The 17,359-nt window shown below is 70.8% G+C and carries 13 protein-coding genes and 3 pseudogenes; 8 read left to right on the top strand and 8 right to left on the bottom strand.

Features of this window, described 5'->3' with window-relative positions:
* The first annotated feature begins 29 nt into the window (after positions 1–29).
* The 6 genes and pseudogenes from ACGH7X_RS24690 to ACGH7X_RS24665 all read left to right on the top strand — a co-directional run.
* A complete protein-coding gene (locus tag ACGH7X_RS24690; RefSeq protein ID WP_399888017.1) occupies positions 30–959 on the top strand; it encodes an alpha/beta fold hydrolase in 930 nt (309 codons plus the stop codon).
* Positions 913–1,494 (top strand): hypothetical protein, encoded by a 582-nt coding sequence (locus ACGH7X_RS24685; RefSeq protein WP_399888015.1) that lies wholly within the window; start codon positions 913–915, stop codon positions 1,492–1,494. Before ACGH7X_RS24690 ends, ACGH7X_RS24685 begins: the two co-directional genes overlap by 47 nt.
* Positions 1,495–1,650: 156 nt before the next feature.
* On the top strand, positions 1,651–2,088 hold the full coding sequence (locus ACGH7X_RS24680) for a hypothetical protein (protein WP_399888013.1): 438 nt from the start codon (positions 1,651–1,653) through the stop codon (positions 2,086–2,088).
* A pseudogene (locus tag ACGH7X_RS24675) lies at positions 2,089–2,369 on the top strand (DUF4291 family protein); the annotation flags it as partial.
* The gene (locus tag ACGH7X_RS24670; RefSeq protein ID WP_399888011.1) at positions 2,366–2,974 is read left to right on the top strand and encodes a hypothetical protein; all 609 of its coding nucleotides are present in this window, start codon (positions 2,366–2,368) and stop codon (positions 2,972–2,974) included. The pseudogene ACGH7X_RS24675 and the gene ACGH7X_RS24670, both read left to right, overlap by 4 nt.
* Before the next feature lie 81 nt (positions 2,975–3,055).
* Positions 3,056–3,395 (top strand): annotated as a pseudogene (locus tag ACGH7X_RS24665) (hypothetical protein); the annotation flags it as partial.
* A gap of 179 nt (positions 3,396–3,574) precedes the next feature.
* On the opposite strand, the gene ACGH7X_RS24660 reads toward ACGH7X_RS24665, so the two are convergent.
* Together ACGH7X_RS24660 and ACGH7X_RS24655 are read right to left on the bottom strand one after the other, a co-directional pair.
* Complete coding sequence (locus ACGH7X_RS24660) at positions 3,575–5,389, bottom strand: restriction endonuclease (protein ID WP_399888009.1); 1,815 nt, start codon at positions 5,387–5,389, stop codon at positions 3,575–3,577.
* A 118-nt stretch (positions 5,390–5,507) separates the two neighbouring features.
* Positions 5,508–6,074 carry a TetR/AcrR family transcriptional regulator gene (locus ACGH7X_RS24655; RefSeq protein WP_399897320.1) on the bottom strand — a complete coding sequence of 189 codons (567 nt, stop codon included), beginning with the start codon at positions 6,072–6,074 and terminating at the stop codon, positions 5,508–5,510.
* A 277-nt stretch (positions 6,075–6,351) separates the two neighbouring features.
* Here ACGH7X_RS24655 and ACGH7X_RS24650 point away from each other — a divergent pair, with 277 nt between their 5' ends.
* Positions 6,352–7,389: an aldo/keto reductase gene (locus tag ACGH7X_RS24650; protein WP_399888007.1), complete on the top strand. Its 1,038-nt coding sequence runs from the start codon at positions 6,352–6,354 to the stop codon at positions 7,387–7,389.
* A 4-nt stretch (positions 7,390–7,393) separates the two neighbouring features.
* On the opposite strand, the gene narI is transcribed toward ACGH7X_RS24650, so the two are convergent.
* The 5 genes from narI to ACGH7X_RS24625 form a co-directional block, all read right to left on the bottom strand.
* A complete protein-coding gene (gene narI, locus ACGH7X_RS24645) occupies positions 7,394–8,107 on the bottom strand; it encodes a respiratory nitrate reductase subunit gamma (RefSeq protein ID WP_399888005.1) in 714 nt (237 codons plus the stop codon).
* On the bottom strand, positions 8,104–8,754 hold the full coding sequence (narJ, locus tag ACGH7X_RS24640; RefSeq protein ID WP_399888003.1) for a nitrate reductase molybdenum cofactor assembly chaperone: 651 nt from the start codon (positions 8,752–8,754) through the stop codon (positions 8,104–8,106). The genes narI and narJ overlap by 4 nt, the downstream gene beginning before the upstream one ends.
* Complete coding sequence (gene narH, locus ACGH7X_RS24635) at positions 8,751–10,394, bottom strand: nitrate reductase subunit beta (protein WP_399888001.1); 1,644 nt, start codon at positions 10,392–10,394, stop codon at positions 8,751–8,753. The genes narJ and narH overlap by 4 nt, the downstream gene beginning before the upstream one ends.
* Positions 10,394–14,101, bottom strand: coding sequence for a nitrate reductase subunit alpha (locus tag ACGH7X_RS24630; RefSeq protein ID WP_399887999.1), 3,708 nt, complete (start codon positions 14,099–14,101; stop codon positions 10,394–10,396). The genes narH and ACGH7X_RS24630 overlap by 1 nt, the downstream gene beginning before the upstream one ends.
* 274 nt (positions 14,102–14,375) lie before the next feature.
* Positions 14,376–15,416 (bottom strand): NAD(P)-dependent alcohol dehydrogenase, encoded by a 1,041-nt coding sequence (locus ACGH7X_RS24625; RefSeq protein WP_399887997.1) that lies wholly within the window; start codon positions 15,414–15,416, stop codon positions 14,376–14,378.
* A gap of 168 nt (positions 15,417–15,584) precedes the next feature.
* Between ACGH7X_RS24625 and ACGH7X_RS24620 the strand changes: the two genes are divergently transcribed.
* A complete protein-coding gene (locus ACGH7X_RS24620) occupies positions 15,585–16,460 on the top strand; it encodes a helix-turn-helix domain-containing protein (protein ID WP_399887994.1) in 876 nt (291 codons plus the stop codon).
* A gap of 58 nt (positions 16,461–16,518) precedes the next feature.
* Here ACGH7X_RS24620 and ACGH7X_RS24615 read toward each other — a convergent pair.
* Positions 16,519–17,301: pseudogene (locus ACGH7X_RS24615) on the bottom strand (group II truncated hemoglobin).
* Positions 17,302–17,359: the final 58 nt, after the last annotated feature.

Raw genomic sequence — 17,359 nt, 5'->3', positions numbered from 1 at the left:
ATCGTTCAAAGATGGGTATGGTCGCCGGCATGACAACCTTGAGTTCGCTGCGGCTGCCCGACGGGTTCACCGACGTCTTCACCAGCCGGCTCGTGGAGGTGAACGGACTGCGGCTGCACGCGGTCACCGGCGGGGACGGCCCGGCGCTGCTGCTGGTAGGCGGGTGGCCCCAGACCTGGTACGCCTGGCGGGAAGTGATGCCCGCGCTCGCCCGCGAGCACACCGTCGTCGCCGTCGACTCGCGCGGGGCCGGGCTCTCCGACAAGCCCGACGACGGGTACGACGCCGGCACGCTGGCCGCCGATCTGGTTGCTCTGATGGCCGCGCTCGGGCACGACCGGTTCGACGTGGTCGGCCACGACATCGGCATGTGGACCGGATACGCCCTGGCCGCCGATCACCCCGAGCGGGTGGGCCGGCTCGCCGTCGTCGACGCCATTATCCCTGGTCTCACGCCGACGCCGTTGGTCTTCAGCCCGGCCGCGGTCAGCCAGCGGCTCTGGCACTTCGGCTTCAATCGGCTCACCGACCTCAACGAGGAGCTGGTCCGAGGACGGGAGCGGCTCTTCTTCGGCTACCAGTTCGCCAAGAAGGCAGCCACCCCGGACGCGATCCCCGCGTACGCCGTCGACGTCTACGTCGATGCGATCGTCGCGGATCCTCGCGGGCTGCGGGCGAGCTTCGCGTACTACCGGGCGCTGGACGAGACGATCGCGCAGAACGAGCAGCGCAAGAAGACCCGGCTGACGCTGCCGGTGCTCGCCATCGGCGGCGCGCGGTACAGCGGCGCGATGGTCGCCGAGACGATGCGGCTGGCGTCCGACGACGTCACCGGAGTGGTCCTCGACGACTGCGGCCATTACGCAGCCGAGGAACAGCCGGCGCGGTTTACCGAGGTCCTGGAGGACTTCCTTGACATTCGTCAAGCAACGGACGGATCTGCGCCAACGTTTTGGTGAGTTGTGTGAAGTGGCCGCTGACATGCATGTTCTCGCCCGCCCTTCACTGGAGCGGATCGGTGGTACCTCCTTGCTGTGGGAGGCGGCCATGCGCCCGCCGGCTCCCGTCCCGCTGTCGGCGGTCACTGTGGAATGGCAGGACGTGATGCCACCTGTCAATCGGCCGTTGCTAGAGGCAGCGCGGCGCTGCTTGCCGAAGGAGTCAAAAGCACATCGCTTCGAACGGTATTCCGCCGCCATGGGGGCCCTGACACGTCCGACCCTCTTCGAGAATCGCCCGTCTTTTCGTCTTACACGTGCCGACTGGTCTCGTCCGGATGGACCTCGTCTGATCTTCGGCACGGGCCAGTACTTCGATCTCATCGACCAGAACGAGGCCGTCGCTCACGAACTGGCCGTGGCCACGAGCCGGGCACCCTCAAAGAGGCCGCCCTGGCGGGCATTGCCCATGCGCAGGCTCCTGGCGGACGACCCGTTGCTACTGGAAAAAACGTGGCGTGTTCCCCGCCGTCGGCACGCTGACCCTGCGCCGTAGCCCGATGGGCACGCCACCTTCTTTCTCCTCTACAGAGAATCCGGCCACGTGGCCACGGGAGAGGGCACTTACGGGCCGATTCCAGCCGGCATGGTTCAGCCTGCGTCGTTCTCGCCTCTTGCACACCGTCAGGACTTGAACTTATGGCGCACCATCATGCGCGAGTACAACGAGGAGTTGCTCGGGGCACCAGAGGCCAAGGGAGACTCGGGCGCAGAAGTAGACTACGACCAACCTCCTTACAGCCTACTCAACGCCGCCTTAGCGGACAGTTCTTTGCGTGTATGGTGCTTGGGCATGGCGTTGGAGCCTTTGAACCTTGCCGTATGTCTTATGACTGTGGCGGTATTTCAGGCGGCCACGTTCGACACGATCTTCGCTGAAGCGGTGGAGCGCAACGAAGAAGGTGTTGTGGTCAGCGGACCGCGGTCCAACGGGACGATCACGGGTCTTCCACTCGACGACGCCAGCGTCAGCGCTCTCCCTGTGAGCCGTATGTCGTCTCCTGCTGCAGGGCTGCTCCAACTGGCATTGCGCCATAGAGAAGTGCTGCTGTCGGATCCCGATCAACTCCCGGGCGAGATCAGGTTGTGAGCGCTGCGCAACGCGTGTCTGTCGAGTTACGCGCCGGGGCTGCACCCTGACCGAGCCACCTGGCAACGCGAGTTGAAGCGCTCACCGACGCGCATCCAGTGGGACCCCGAGCACGACCTGGCGCTGCGGCCCCTGCGGTCGGCATGCAGGACGTGACGCCACTGGCCCGCGAGATCCACGCCCTCGTACGCGACGGCGACCTCGACTCGGCGCGAGGGCTGCTGCCCCAGGAGCGGCCCTGTCCCGGCGACGACGGACCACTGAGCCACCTGCGACCATGACGACCGTGATGGACCGACACCCCGGCAAGGACGGGCTCGCGGCTCAGTGGCGGGTCCGGCGTCCCTCGGTGCCGCCCTTGGCCCACACCTTCCGCAGCGCGTACGCGGACCGTTGGGTGCGGTTCCACAGTCTTCCCGGCTCGAAGCGCTATCCGGAGTCCGAGGAGGAGTACGCGATGGTGATCGAGCGGTACAACACGGTCCTGGACGAGTTGTTCACGGGGCTCGACGTGTTCGTCGTGACCATGGACTGGTCCAGTACGCCCAAGGGGCCCGAGGGTTTTGCGACCCCACGGCGGGAACTCCACCCGGACGGCGTTCTCTGGTGGACGGAGTCGGTCGAGGACGATCCCGACCCCGAGTTCCACACCCACACACGCCTCTATGCCGACCGGCGCCCGTGGCGGCGCGGTTGCCTCGACGATCTCCTGCTCGCTGTCGCCGACGAAGCGCTCGTCGAGGTCTTCGTGACCGATACGGATGTCCGGCGCATCCACCACCCCTACGACGGCGGCGCGGACGTCATCCTCTCCACGCCCGGCGAGCGCGACCGGCTGCGCTGCCGTCACGCCGGCTGGTTGTCCGACCATCTGACCGGACTGTGAAGGAGCCACGTTGTCCCGGGCTCGCGGCACCCGTGGTGCCCGCCCCCGGGCCTTGGCGGCCCGTCGCCTTCGTCCCGGTCGGATCCCGACGGCAGCACACCCGGCGAAGCGGCCGACCTGTCGTGTCCCGGGCTGGGACCGGTCAAAAGCAGCCGGGTGCACATCGCGGGGCTCTTCGGCGGAGGACTGCACACCGGGACTCGGGACGGGCGGGAGCTGGAGGTCGACGCCCCGGCCTGGCCGAACGAGCGTGTTGTCCCGCGACGGCGGGTTGCCGCACGCTGGTCCGCACGGGGAGGGGTGGTGGCACATCTTCCACTCTGGTTACTCCACCTTCCGAGCGGCCGGCTTCTCGCCCTCAGGACGCACCATGGCCGTGGCGACAAGCAGCGACCCGTCGCTGTGGGTCCGTGAGACGTGAGACGTGAGACGTGAGACGGGCCGGTCCCGGCCACGTGTCGTGTCAGCCGTCGAATCTGATCCAGTCGACCGCCGCCGCGTCGGTCACGGGCTCGAGTGCGCTGCGGTGAGTAGCACCGGCCAACGCGCACGGGGCGGTTCGGTCGGCTGACAGAGCGTGGGGACGAGAGCGCGCTCGCGTCAGTCCACCTCGATGCCGAAGTCGCGCAGCAGCTCCTCCAGGCCACCCGCGTAACCTCTTCCACCCACGACGAAGTCCCAGTCGCCGTTGGCTCTGCGGCGGAAGGAGCCTAGGACCAGGGCGGTCTCGTGCGGGCGACCTTCGGAGACTTCGAGTTGGCCCAGCTCCGTCAGGGCCGGGTCGAGCAGGCGAATGCGTGCGTCCGTGAAACCGGACAGATCGGCGTCCGGGTTGACCTCCGGGTCGACGGCGGCCACCAGCACGAGACGATCGGCGTCGTCCGGCAGGGTGTCGAACGAGGCGCAGATCGCTGCCTTGTCGGGCGCCGTGGCGGGCAGCGTCCGTACGGAGCCGTCCGGGGTTTGCGGGTTGTTGTAGAAGACGAAGTGGTCGTCGGTGAGGATGTGGGTGCCCCGGCACACGAGAGCGCACACGTCCAGGGCGACACTTCCGGTCCAGGACATGCCGAGGACGTTGTACTCGTCGGGCAACGACGGTTCCGGGGCGGGCGGGAGCGGCGGCCTCGAGTCCCTGCGGCCGCCGTCGCCCAGCCGGCCGCGCAGGCCGTGGCGGCGCAGCAGGTCGACGAGTTCGGTCCCCGCGATCAGTTCCAACGGCTTGCCGTTGGCGAAGGTGTGCGAACCGGGGCCGAATCCCGACGTGGTGACGAGGACCCCCTTGTTCGCCCCGGCGTCCTGCACGGTCCCGTACAGGTCACGGACGGCGGTGGGCGGCACCGTGTTGCGGTACCGCTTCACCTGGACGACGATCTGTCCGCCCCGGATCGGCGTCGGGTCCAGCGCGCGGACGTCGACACCGCCGTCGTTGGAGCGCTGGGTGGTCACCGCCCGCATCCCCATGGCCTCGAACAGCTCGGCCACGAGGCCCTCGAAGGCGATCGGGTCCATCTCGTACAGATCGGGCTCCTCGTCACCACCGTGGGTGGCGACGCGATGGCCGACCTCCTCGGGCCGTCGGCCCGGCCTGATCGCGACGAGCTGGTCCGGGCGGGCGGACAACTGCCCGCGCAGCGCGTCGGCCAGGCAGCTTTCCGCGTTCACCTGGGCCAGATGCAGTTCGCGGAACGAGGAGCGCCCGGCCATGACGGTGGCCAAGAAGATGCGGTCCCGCCTGCCCGTCGTGGGGTCGTGTCCGTCGACGAAGCCGTTCAGTGCCACCGACTCCAGCACACCGGACTCGTCGGCGGCGAACAGTTCGTGCAGCACGAGCAGCATGCACTGCGCGAGGACTTCCTTGTAGAGAGCCCTGCGCTGTCCCACCGGGCGAGGAGTCTCTCTGTACTGGTCGGCCGCGTACATGTACCGGACGTACTTGGACTGCGGGACGACGCTGCCGGTGGGCAGCTCCCAGTCCAGTACCAGTTGCCGGGCTGCGGGGTCGTAGGCCATCGCGACTTGGCGGGGGAAGCCCTCGGGCCATGCCGTCGAGGTGTAGAGAGCCGCGGAGAAGTACTCGACCACGGCATCGGGCTCCCGGCGTCCGACGCCTTCGATCACCGCGGCCAGGGGCGGAAGCTCTTCGGCGCGCATGAGGGCGGAGGGGCGGAAGGCAGGCGCCCGGCAGCCCGAGGCCAGCAGCTCCTGGAGCTCCGCGACCTGGGCGTCCAGCTCCTCCGTGCGGCGGATCGCCTCGGCCTGTTTGTATCCGCGGTAGCTCTGGGCGGCTCGTCGCTCGAAGGCCCTCGCCTGCTGGGCCTCCTGTCTGCGCTGCCGGGCCTCGGCTTCCAGCTGGCGCTGCCGCTGCCGCTGCATCTCGGCCCAGACCCCGACGTGACCAGTCGTGCGACGACTCATGGGTTGTCAGCCCTCCCCCCCAACACTGGTTGTCCCCACAACCAGTTGTAGCGGGACGACTCTATCCAGCAATCATCGCGGCGCACATCCACTCGGCGCCTCTCGCCGACGGTGACCGTCAGCTCGGGCCGCGCAACCCCGCGATCAGCACCCCCACCAACTGCCGTGCGTCGTAGCGCGGGTCCGGCGTTTCCGCGCCGATGCAGAGGTTGCCGACGCCGCGCATGAGGGCGATGGCCGGTACGTCGGTGCGGATCTCGCCGGCGGCCCTCGCGGCGGCGAGGAGGTCGGTGCACACGGGGACCAGGCGGTCGAGGAAGTACGCGTGGAGGGTCTCGAAGCCGGTGTTGTCGGACTGGAGGACCGCCGCGAGGCCGTGCTTGGTGACCAGGAAGTCGACGAACCGGTCGATCCAGCTCGCGAGCGCGGCGTACGGGGTCGGGCTGCTCGCCAGCAGGGCGGGGCCGGCCTCGGCGCAGGCCTCCACCTGGTGCCGGTAGACGCCGATGATGAGGTCCGCCCGGGTCGGGAAGTGGCGGTAGATCGTGGCCGTTCCGACGCCGGCCTCGGCCGCGATGTCGCGTACGGGGGCCTCCACGCCCGACCTGACGAAGACCGCGGCGGCGGCGTCGAGCAGGTTCTTCTCGTTGCGCCGGGCGTCCGCCCGCTTGGGCCGCCCCCGCACCGTCGCCTCTTCCCGCGCCGTCGGCTCTTCCCGCACCGTCGCTTCTTTCCGGGCCGTCGCCTCTTCCCGCACCGTCGCCTCCTCGCCGTCCCGCACCGTGCCGTTCCCTTCGCGTCGCCGACCGCCATTGATAAACGGGACAGCGTCCCGTATCGTCGTCATCAGTAAACGGGACGCGGTTCCGCTTGAACTCTCCATGATGCCAGAGCGTCGAGCCCGCCCGCCACCAAGTCATGCCTCAACCCATACGCAAGCCACTCCCCGTGGAGGAACCGTCATGCAGTACCGCACCTTGGGCCGCACCGGTGTGCAGGTCAGTTCGCTCGCGCTCGGCGCGATGAACTTCGGCGCCATCGGGCGCACCACCCAGGACGAGGCCACCGCCATCGTCGACGCCGCCCTGGAGGCCGGGGTCAACCTCATCGACACCGCCGACTGGTACAGCGGCGGCGAGTCCGAGGAGATGGTCGGCAAGGCCATCGCCGGGCGCCGCGACGACATCGTGCTGGCCACGAAGGCGTACATGCCGATGAGTGACGAGCCCAACCACCAGGGCGCCTCGCGCCGCTGGCTGGTCACCGAGCTGGACAACAGCCTGCGCCGGCTCGGGGTCGACCACGTCGATCTCTACCAGGTGCACCGGTGGGACCCGAACACCAGCGACGAGGAGACGCTGTCCGCGCTGACCGATCTGCAGCGGGCCGGGAAGATCCGGTACTTCGGTTCCTCGACCTTCCCCGCGTACCGCATCGTCGAGGCCCAGTGGGCCGCCCGCGAGCACCGGCTGAGCCGCTACGTCACCGAGCAGCCCAGCTACTCCGTCCTCCAGCGCGGGATCGAGAGCCACGTACTGCCCGTGACCGAGCAGTACGGGCTCGGCGTGCTGGTGTGGAGCCCGCTGGCCTCGGGGTGGCTGTCGGGGGCGGTGCGTGCGGGGCAGGACGTCGCCACGCACCGGTCGGCGGTCCTGCCCGAGCGCTTCGACACCGCCCTGCCCGCCAACCGGGCCAGGCTCGACGCCGTGGAGAAGCTGGCCGCGGTCGCCGACGAGGCCGGGCTGAGCCTGATCCAGCTCGCCCTCGGCTTCGTCACCGCGCACCCCGCCGTCACCGCCGCGCTCGTCGGGCCCCGCACCCTGGACCACCTGCACTCCCAGCTCGCCGCCGCCGACACCGTGCTCTCCGACGACGTCCTGGACGCGATCGACGCGATCGTCGCGCCCGGGACCGACCTCGCCGCGCACGAGAAGTTCGACGCCACGCCCGCGCTGCTCGACCCGGCCCTGCGCCGCCGGCGCCACCACGCGCCCCGCTGAGCGCTCAGCGCCCCGGCCGGCCCGCCCCCACCGCGCCGCGCCCCCGGTGGCGGTACACGACGTACGGCCGCACCAGGTAGCCCAGCGGTGCCGTGAAGGCGTGGATCAGGCGGGTGAAGGGCCAGAGGGCGAAGAGGGCCATCGCGAGGAGGGCGTGCAGGCGGTAGACCAGCGGGGCCTCGGCCATGGCGGTCACGTCGGGGGCCAGGGTGAACAGGCTGCGGAACCAGACCGACACACCGAGCCGGTAGTCGTACGTGGACGCGGCGGTGGCGCCGGACGCGGTGGCCGTCAGTCCGGCGAGGACGACCGTGACCAGCACGGGGTAGACCACTCGGTCGCTGCGGCTGGTCGCCGCCCTGATCACGGGGGTGCGCAGGCGGCGGTGCAGGAGGAGGGCGAGGCCCGCCAGGGTGGCCAGGCCCGCCGTGCCGCCCGCGAGGAGGGCGTTGGCGTGGTAGAGCTCCTCGCCGACGTGGAGGCGGTCGGTCAGCGACTCGGGGACCAGGAGTCCTGCCACATGGCCGGCGATCACGAACAGCAGGCCGTAGTGGAAGAGCGGCCCGGCGACGCGCAGCAGCCGGCTCTCGTGCAGCTGGCTGGAGCGGGTGGTGAAGCCGAAGCGGTCGTAGTGGTGGCGCCAGGCCGTGCCCGCCACCAGCACCGCCAGGCTCAGGTAGGGCAGCACGCCCCACAGGGCGGTGTGCAGGTGCTTCATCGGCGGGCTCCTTCGTCGGTCGGCCGGGGCTGGGCGGGGAAGGGGCCCGGGACGTCCAGGCCCACCGCCTCGGTCGGCGGGCCGGAACGGGTCAGGCGCAGGGCCTCCTCGCGGCTGGCCGGTGCCTGGCCCGGCAGGCACCGGCAGACGGCCTGGAGGAGGTGGGCGTAGGGGCTGCGGTGGGCTTCGAGGGCGTAGCGCAGTACCTCGATCGCCGCGCGGTACTCGGTCAGCAGGGCGGTGCCCGCCTCGGGCGTGCGGGCGGCGAACTCCAGCATCAGCGGCAGGAAGTCGGGGAGTTCGTCGTCCGGGGGCACCCGGCCGTGGGTGCGGTAGAGGGACTTGATACGGGCCAGGGCGGCGCCCCGGCGGCGGGTGTCGCCGTCGGTGTAGTAGGTGAGGTAGAGGCAGCGGCGGCGGCTGCGGTCGAAGGTGGCGACGTAGCGGGCGGCCAGCGCGAGGGGGTCCTCCCGCTCCACCTGGGCGCAGAAGGAGAGCAGGAGCTGGATCTCGGGGCCGGGGAGCCCGGCGACCGCGTCGCGGACCGTGTGCGGGCGGCCGCGCCAGTCGCCGTCCGGGTAGCCGAGCAGCAGGGCCGCGGCCTGGAAGACGACCGGCGCGGTCGTGGTCTTTCCGGTACGGCTCACAGCCCGGGCTCCGTCCGCGCGGTACGGGACGTGCGCGGGAAGAGGCCGTCCGGGCGCCCCTTTCCGTCCCAGTTCAGGAGGTTGACCCGGCCTCGCGACGGACCGGCGGGGGCGGCGGCGGCCGGTGGCGCGTGGAAGGCGTCGGGGTCGAACCCGGAGCCGTCGCCCGCCCTGCCCGGCATCATGCCGGGGCCGCCCTCGCCGTCCAGGCTGCACCCCGCGCCCGTCGCGCCGGGGTCGGGGACGGACCCGGTGTAGGTGGTCGGGATGACGTACCGCTCGTCGTACTTGGCCAGGGCGAGCAGCCGGTACAGCTCCAGGATGCCGGGCTCGTCGAGACCGACCGCCCGCGCGATCTGCGGGTCCTGTTCCTCGCCGAGGTTGACGCGCCGCATGTGGGAGCGCATCGCGGCCAGCCGGCACAGGGCGGCCTCGACGGGCCCCGGGTCGCCCGCGGTGAAGAGTTCGGCGAGGTAGCCGAGGGGGATGCGCAGCGCGTCGATCGCGCCGAACAGCGCGGCCGGGTCCTCGCCGTCGTGTCCCGTGCCGGTGAGGGCGTCGACGACCGGGGAGAGCGGTGGGACGTACCAGACCATCGGCATGGTGCGGTACTCCGGGTGGAGCGGGAGCGCGACGCGGTAGCGGGTGATCAACGCGCGCACCGGGGAGCGGCGCGCGGCCTCGATCCAGTCGTGCGGGATGCCGGAGGCCTCCGCCGCCCGGGCCACCTCGGGGTCGTCGGGGTCGAGGAAGCAGCCGAGCTGGGCCTCGTACAGGTCCGTCTCGTCCGTGACGGAGGCGGCGGCGCCGACCTTGTCGGGGTCGTACAGCATGACGCCGAGGTAGCGGAGCCGGCCGACGCAGGTCTCGGAGCAGACGGTCGGGTCGCCGGCCTCGATGCGCGGGTAGCAGAAGGTGCACTTCTCGGCCTTGCCGGTGGCGTGGTTGAAGTAGATCTTCTTGTACAGGCAGCCGCTGACGCACATGCGCCAGCCCCGGCAGCGGTCCTGGTCGACGAGGACGATGCCGTCCTCGACGCGCTTGTAGAGGGCACCGGAGGGGCAGACGGCGACGCAGGACGGGTTGAGGCAGTGCTCGCAGATGCGGGGCAGGTAGAACATGAACGCCCGCTCGTAGTCGAGCCGCACCTTCTCGCTCATCCGGGCCAGCAGCGGGTCGGCGGCGAGCTGGTCGGGGCCGCCGCCGAGGTCGTCGTCCCAGTTGGGACCCCAGGTGATCGCGGTGGGGTGGCCGTCGATCAGGGAACGGGGCGGCGCGGTCGGGATGTCGTCGCCGAGGGGGGCGGTGGTGAGGTTCTCGTAGTCGTACGTCCAGGGCTGGTAGTAGTCGTCCAGGGTGGGGAGTTCGGGGTTGGCGAAGAGGCGGGCGAGGCGGCGGGCGCGGCCGCCGGTGCGCGGGACGAGGCGACCGCCCTTGAGGCGCCAGCCGCCCTTCCACTTGTCCTGGTCCTCGTGGCCGCGGGGATAGCCCTGGCCGGGGCGGGTCTCGACGTTGTTGAACCAGACGTACTCGGTGCCGGTGCGGTTGGTCCAGGTCTGCTTGCAGGTGACCGAGCAGGTGTGGCAGCCGATGCACTTGTCGAGGTTCATGACCATCGCCACCTGTGCCATGACGCGCATCAGTACGTGACCTCCTGGGAGCGGCGCCGGATCGTGGTGACGGCGTCGCGCTGGTTGCCGGTCGGGCCGTAGTAGTTGGGGGCGAAGGAGAGCTGGCCGTAGCCGCCGATGAGGTGGGTGGGCTTGACCAGCAGCTTCGTGAGGGAGTTGTGGACGCCGCCGCGGCGGCCGTTCGCCTCCGACTTGGGCACGTTCACCAGGCGTTCCTGGACGTGGTACATCAGCACCGTGCCATCGGGGATGCGGTGCGAGACGATCGCGCGGGCGACCACGACGCCGTGGGCGTTGACGGCCTCCACCCAGTCGTTGTCGGCGGCGCCGATCGCGTCGGCGTCGGCGGGGCTCATCCAGATGACGGGGCCGCCGCGGGCCAGGGTCTGCATCAGCAGGTTCTCCTGGTACTCGGAGTGGATGGACCACTTGGCGTGCGGGGTGAGGTAGCGGACGGTGACCGCCCGGCCGTCTCCCGCTGCCGTCGGGGTGTCGCCCAGTTCGGCCAGGTTCAGTGGGGGCCGGTAGACCGGGAGTTGTTCACCCAGTTCCGCCATCCAGTCGTGGTCGACGTAGAAGTGCTGGCGGCCGGTGAGGGTGTGCCAGGGCTTCTTGTGCTCGGTGTTGACGGTGAACGGCGAGTAGCGGCGGTCGGGTGCCTCCTTGCCGGACCACTCGAAGCTCGCCCCGACCTGCACGGGCCGTTCCTGGGTGTCGGAGAAGACCACGCGCCGTTCCCGCACCGACGCGGCCAGCTCCGCGAGTCCGGCGCCGGGGCCGACGCGGTCGGCGAGGCGGTCGAAGCCCTCGGCGGCGAGGCGGCCGTTGGTGGTGCCGGACAGGGCGAGGATCGCCTCGCAGAACTTGACGTCGGTGTCGAGCAGGGGGCGCCCGTGGACAGGACCGGCGGGTGCGGTGCCGCACCGGGCGGCGAGCCAGTGGGCTTCCTGGCCGGGGTTGACGGTGACGCCCTTGACGGTCATGCCGTGCTCCTCGGCCAGCGGCCCGAAGGCGGCGAGCCGGTCGGCGACGGCCGTGTAGTCCCGTTCGACGAGGGTGACGTTCGGGGCGTTGCGCCCCGGCTCGACGGGGGTGCGGCCGTCACGCCAGTCGGTGACCCGGCCGCCGGGCTGGGCGGTCTCGCCGGGGGTGTCGTGCTGGAGGGCGGTGGCGACCAGGTCGTGGGCCGTGTCGAGGCGGCCGGCGGCGAGTTGGCCGAAGCGGCGGGCGAGGGAGTGGAAGATCTCGAAGTCGGTGCGGGCCTGCCAGGGCGGGTTGATCGCCGGACTGAAGGCGTGCACGAAGGGGTGCATGTCGGTGCTGGACAGGTCGTGCTTCTCGTACCAGGTGGCGGCCGGCAGCACGAGGTCGGAGAAGAGGGTCGTCGAGGTCATCCGGAAGTCGAGGCTCAGCAGCAGGTCGAGCTTGCCCCGCGGGGCGTCGTCCCGCCAGGCGACCGAGCGCGGCCGGTGTTCGGGCGGGGCCTCGGCGCCGGTGGCGCCGTCACGGGCGCCGAGCAGGTGGCGCAGGAAGTACTCGTTGCCCTTGGCGGAGGAGCCGATGAGGTTGGCCCGCCACACGGTCAGGACGCGCGGCCAGTTGCGGGGCGCGTCGGGGTCCTCGCAGGCGAAGTCCAGCTCTCCGGAGCCGAGCCGGTCCGCGATCCAGTCGCCCGGTTCCTGGCCGCTCTCGCGGGCTCGGCGGCCGAGGTCGAGGGGGTTGGCGTCGAAGGTCGGGTACGACGGCATCCAGCCGAGCCGCGCCGACTGGGCGACCAGGTCGGCGGTGTGGCGACCGGCGAGGGTGCCGGGCGCGGTGGGCGGGGCGAGGGCGTCGGCCGGGTGGGACTCGTGGCGCCACTGGCCGGTGTGCAGGTACCAGTACGGGGTGCCCGCCATCTGCCGCGAGGGCCGCACCCAGTCGGCGGCCGTGGACAGCTGCTGCCAGCCGGTGTAGGGGCGGACCTTCTCCTGGCCGACGTAGTGGGCCCAGCCGCCGCCGTTGACGCCCTGGCAGCCGGTCAGGATCAGCAGGGACAGGAACGAGCGGTAGATGGTGTCGGAGTGGAACCAGTGGTTGGTACCCGCCCCCATGACGATCATGCAGCGGCCGCGGGTCTGTTCGGCGGTGCGCGCGAACTCCCGGGCGGCGCGGACGGCGGCGGCGGCCGGGACGGAGGTGATGCGCTCCTGCCAGGCGGGGGTGCAGGGCTCGTCGGCGTCGTCGTAGTCGGCGGGCCAGTGGCCGGCGAGTCCGGGGCGGGCGACGGCGTACTGGGCGAGCAGCAGGTCGAAGACGGTGGTGACGAGCCGGCCGCCGATCTCGCGGGCCGGTACGCCGCGCACGACGGTCTGCCCGGGTTCGTCGAAGCGGGGCAGCACCACCTCGACACCGTTGTCGCGGCCGCCGTCCGTGTGCCCGTGCAGGGTGAGCAGCGGCTCGACCCCGCCGAGGTCGAGGTTCCAGCGGCCCGCGCCGCCCTTGGCCCAGCGGTCGCCGAGCGTGCCGTTGGGCACCACGACGTCCTCGGTGTCCGCGTCGATGAGCACCGGCATCCACGGGCGGGCCTCGGCGTCGGCGTGCCGGCCGAGCCCGAGGTCGGCGGCGGTGACGAACTTGCCGGGCGTCCAGCGGCCCTCGGCGTGTTCGTCGAGGGCGACCAGGAAGGGCAGGTCGGTGAAGCGCTTCACGTAGTCGGTGAAGTACGGCACCTGCCGCCGCACGAAGAACTCGGTGAGCAGCACGTGCCCCATCGCCATGGCGAGCGCCCCGTCGGTGCCGGGGTGCGGGTGCAGCCACTCGTCGGCGAACTTGGTGGCGTCGGCGTAGTCGGGCGAGACGACGACGACCTTCTGGCCGCGGTAGCGGGCCTCCGCCATCCAGTGGGCGTCCGGGGTGCGGGTGACCGGGACGTTGGAGCCCCACAGCATCAGGTAGGCCGCGTCCCACCAGTCCCCCGACTCCGGTACGTCGGTCTGGTCGCCGAAGACCTGCGGGGAGGCGATCGGCAGGTCGGCGTACCAGTCGTAGAAGGAGATCATCGGGGCGCCGATGAGGGAGTGGTAGCGGGCGCCGACCGCGTGCGAGGCCATGGACATGGCGGGGATCGGGGAGAATCCGGCGACGCGGTCGGGGCCGTACTCGGCGATGGTGTGCACCTGCGCGGCCGCCGCGATCTCCAGCGCCTCGTCCCAGTCGAGCCGGACGAAGCCGCCGTGGCCGCGGGCCGACTGGTAGCGGCGCCGGCGTTCGGGGTCGGAGGTCAGCTCGGCCCAGGCGGCCACGGGGTCGCCGCCGTTGCGACGCTTCGCCTCCCGGTACATCTCCACGAGGACACCGCGCCCCAGCGGATGGCGTACGCGGGTCGGCGAATACGTGTACCAGGAGAAGGAAGCGCCGCGCGGGCAGCCGCGCGGTTCGTACTCGGGACGGTCGGGGCCGACGCTCGGATAATCCGTCTGCTGGGTCTCCCAGGTGATCAGACCGTCTTTGACGTACACCTTCCACGAGCAGGAACCCGTGCAGTTGACGCCGTGTGTGGAGCGGACCACTTTGTCATGCGCCCACCGCTCACGATAAGGACTGTCGTTGACTTTCTGGTCCGTGCGGTACACGGCCCTCAGATCGAGGGTGGTCGGCGACTTCCGCAGCAGCTGACCTGCCCTCAGAAGCCGGTCGGCGGCGTCGGCCACGGCCTTCGCCCTGCTTCGCACCACGCTGCCATCTCCTTGCGAACGCGACGGAGCAATGCCCGCCGGAATGCGGCGGGCACGCTGTGTGCCGCATTCAGCATCTCGCCGGAATGTGCAGCAGAAACGGTATTTCTTCTCCCTTTGCGGAGGGCGGGAAGAAGGTTTTATTTCGCTTTGCCATATTTGTCATGCGCATATTCTTCAGGCGCGGACAATTTCGGCCAGTAATGCCGCGGCGAATCACACCTTCACCTGCTCCGCCAGGAATTCCGCCCACGGCCCCGGGACCGGGAGGGCGTCAGATCGTCGCGGTGTCGATCACGAAGCGGTAGCGCACGTCGCTGGCCATGACCCGCTCGTACGCTTCGTTGATCTCAGAGGCGGCGATCAGCTCTGTCTCGGCGCCGATGCCGTGCTCGGCGCAGAAGTCCAGCATCTCCTGGGTCTCGGCGATGCCGCCGATCGCCGACCCGGCGAGGCTCTTGCCGCCGCCGAGCAGCGCGAACAGGTTGAGGGAGACCGGCTCCTCGGGGGCGCCGACGTTGGCCAGGGTGCCTTCCGTCTTCAGCAGCCCCAGGTAGGCGCCCAGGTCGAGCGGGGCCGAGACCGTGGAGACGATCAGGTCGAAGCTGCCGGCCAGCTCCTCGAAGGTGGCCGGGTCGCTGGTGGCGTAGTAGTGGTCGGCGCCGAGCCGCACGCCGTCGTCCTTCTTGCGCAGGGACTGCGACAGCACGGTCACCTCGGCGCCCAGGGCGTGCGCGAGCTTGACGGCCATGTGGCCGAGGCCGCCCATACCGACGACGGCGACCTTCTTGCCGGGACCCGCGTTCCAGCGCTTGAGCGGGGAGTACGTGGTGATGCCGGCGCACAGCAGGGGCGCGGCCTCGTCCAGGGAGATGCCCTCGGGGATGCCGAGGACGAAGTTCTCGTCGACGACGACCTTCTGCGAGTAGCCGCCGTAGGTGACCTCGCCGTCCTTGCCCACGGCGTTGTACGTCATCACGTTGCCGTTGGTGCAGTACTGCTCCAGGCCGGCCTTGCAGTTGTCGCACTCGCGGCAGGAGTCGACCATGCAGCCGACGCCCACGCGGTCGCCGACGGCGTACTTGGTGACGCCGGGGCCGACCTCGGACACGACGCCCGCGATCTCGTGGCCGGGCACCATCGGGAAGATGGCCTCGCCCCAGCCCTCGCGAACCTGGTGGATGTCGGAGTGGCAGATGCCGGCGAACTTGATGTCGATCAGGACGTCGTGTTCACGCACCTCGCGCCGCTCGATGGTGGTGCGCTCCAGCGGAGCCTTGGCGGCGGGTGCTGCGTACGCGGCGACAGTGGTCATGCCGGGGTTCTCCGGGATTCTCTTGGCTTGACTGGGTGACGCTTCCACCCTGCCTGCGACCTGCGGATCCACCCAGACCACGGCTTTGCGTACGTCCAGCGTGCGTACCACTGACGGGGACAGGCTCGTGTGCGTACGACGGGGAATACGTGCGGTGATACTGGAAGCATGGATGGACAGCTTGACCGGCGAGCCGAACTGAGCGAGTTCCTGCGCACCCGGCGGGCGCGGCTGAAGCCGGAGGACGTGGGGCTCGAGTCGTTCGGGCGGCAGCGCAGGGTGCCCGGGCTGCGGCGCGAGGAGCTGGCGCAGCTTGCCGGGGTGTCGGTGGCGTACTACACCCGTCTCGAGCAGGGCAACGGGCAGAACGTGTCGGCGGAGGTCCTGGACGCGATCGCCCGCGCGCTGCGGCTGACCGACGCGGAGCAGGCCCACCTGACGCACCTGGCGAAGCCGAAGCAGCAGCGCGGGCGGACGGGGCCCCCGCGGGGCAAGCAGCCGGTGCGGGTGGCGCTGCTCCAGCTGCTCGAGTCCATCGACACGGTGCCCGCGTACGTCACGGGCCGCCGCTCGGAGATCCTCGCCTGGAACCGGATGGCCGCGGCCCTCTTCGGCGACTGGGGCAAGCTGCCGGCCGCGGAGCGGAACTGGGCGCGGCTGGTCTTCCTGAACCCGGACTACCGCGAGCTGTTCATCGACTGGGACCAGAAGGCGTACGACATGGTCAGCTTCCTGCGCATGGACGCGGGCCGGCACCCGGACGACCCGCGGCTGTCCGCGCTGGTGGGCGAGCTGTCCGTGAAGAGCGAGGAGTTCCGCCGCCTGTGGGCCACGCACGACGTCAAGGAGAAGAGCTACGGCGTCAAGCGGATGCGGCACCCGCTGGTCGGCGACCTGACCCTGTCCTTCGAGACGTTCCGCCTGGTCGACGACGACGAGCAGGCCTTCATCACGTACCACGCGGAGCCGGGCTCACCGTCCGCGGAGGCGCTGCGGCTGCTGGCGAGCTGGGGGGCGGACGCGGCGGCTTCACTGCCGTCGTGACGAGCCGGGTGTCCCGGCCGAGAACTGCACCGACTGACGCCCCGTCACGACCCTTGGGTCACCCCTGGTACGGCGGTGCCGCGCCCCAGTTCCAGCGTGGTACCGGCTGCTCGACGGGGCGCCCGCCGTCGGGGCCCGAGAAGTACACGGCGAGCCGCGTGCCCCACTCGATGTAGGCGAGGAAGGCCGAGCGGAACTCGGCGTCCGTGGGCAGGCCCACCTCGTCCGCGGCGTCCTGGAGGAGGTCCACCCACCGGCGGCGCTGGGGTTCGGTGATGTTCCTGCCCAGGTGCTTGGAGACCATGTGGGCGTGCCCGCCGTGCCCGCCGTGCGCGTCCGAGTAGGCGGGAGGGCCTCCGAAGACCTCGCCGAGCCACAGCGCCACGTGCTCGGCATGTTCCGGGAAGGCCGCTCCCGCGAACACCGGCGCCAGCAGCTCGTCCTTGAGGACCTTGCCGTAGAAGACGTCCGTCAGCCGGGAGAAGGCCTCCGCGCCGCCCGCCCACGCGTACGGGGTGGGGACGGCGGCGCCGGTGCCGCGCACCGGGGTCGGCCGGTAGTGGCGCATCTCCTGGATGTCGCCGACCTAGGGGCGGATCTCGGCGAAGAACGCCCGGAAGGGCTCCGACGAGCGGAATCCCTCCGTGTGTTCGCGCGTGGACGTCCAGGTGATGCGCAGGACGTGATGGTCGGGGTCCTCCTCGCAGCGCGCCAGTTCGTAGTCGACGCACTGCGGTGCGGCCGCCAGGTGGGTGGCAGCTCGGGTGCAGGCGGACAGGAACTCCGCCGACCGGTCCTCCGGGATGCGGTACCGGACGTACTCGACTGTCTGGGCCGTCATGGACCCAGCGAAACACGGGCGGCCCACCGGACGCGCTGCTTCCGGCGGACCGCCGTGC

It is taken from the genome of Streptomyces sp. BBFR51, assembly GCF_044591655.1.
In the GTDB taxonomy this organism is placed as follows: domain Bacteria; phylum Actinomycetota; class Actinomycetes; order Streptomycetales; family Streptomycetaceae; genus Streptomyces.
Note: the sequence above shows the minus strand (reverse complement) of the source record. Positions and strands in the feature narration are given on the sequence as shown.

Bases quoted from the DNA above. Each gene is read 5' to 3' on its own strand.
- ACGH7X_RS24690 (WP_399888017.1), top strand. From the start codon at position 30: ATGACAACCTTGAGTTCGCTGCGGCTGCCCGACGGGTTCACCGACGTC.
- ACGH7X_RS24680 (WP_399888013.1), top strand. From the start codon at position 1,651: ATGCGCGAGTACAACGAGGAGTTGCTCGGGGCACCAGAGGCCAAGGGA.
- ACGH7X_RS24670 (WP_399888011.1), top strand. From the start codon at position 2,366: ATGACGACCGTGATGGACCGACACCCCGGCAAGGACGGGCTCGCGGCT.
- ACGH7X_RS24660 (WP_399888009.1), bottom strand. From the start codon at position 5,389: ATGAGTCGTCGCACGACTGGTCACGTCGGGGTCTGGGCCGAGATGCAG.
- ACGH7X_RS24650 (WP_399888007.1), top strand. From the start codon at position 6,352: ATGCAGTACCGCACCTTGGGCCGCACCGGTGTGCAGGTCAGTTCGCTC.
- narI (WP_399888005.1), bottom strand. From the start codon at position 8,107: ATGAAGCACCTGCACACCGCCCTGTGGGGCGTGCTGCCCTACCTGAGC.
- narH (WP_399888001.1), bottom strand. From the start codon at position 10,394: ATGCGCGTCATGGCACAGGTGGCGATGGTCATGAACCTCGACAAGTGC.
- ACGH7X_RS24625 (WP_399887997.1), bottom strand. From the start codon at position 15,416: ATGACCACTGTCGCCGCGTACGCAGCACCCGCCGCCAAGGCTCCGCTG.
- ACGH7X_RS24620 (WP_399887994.1), top strand. From the start codon at position 15,585: ATGGATGGACAGCTTGACCGGCGAGCCGAACTGAGCGAGTTCCTGCGC.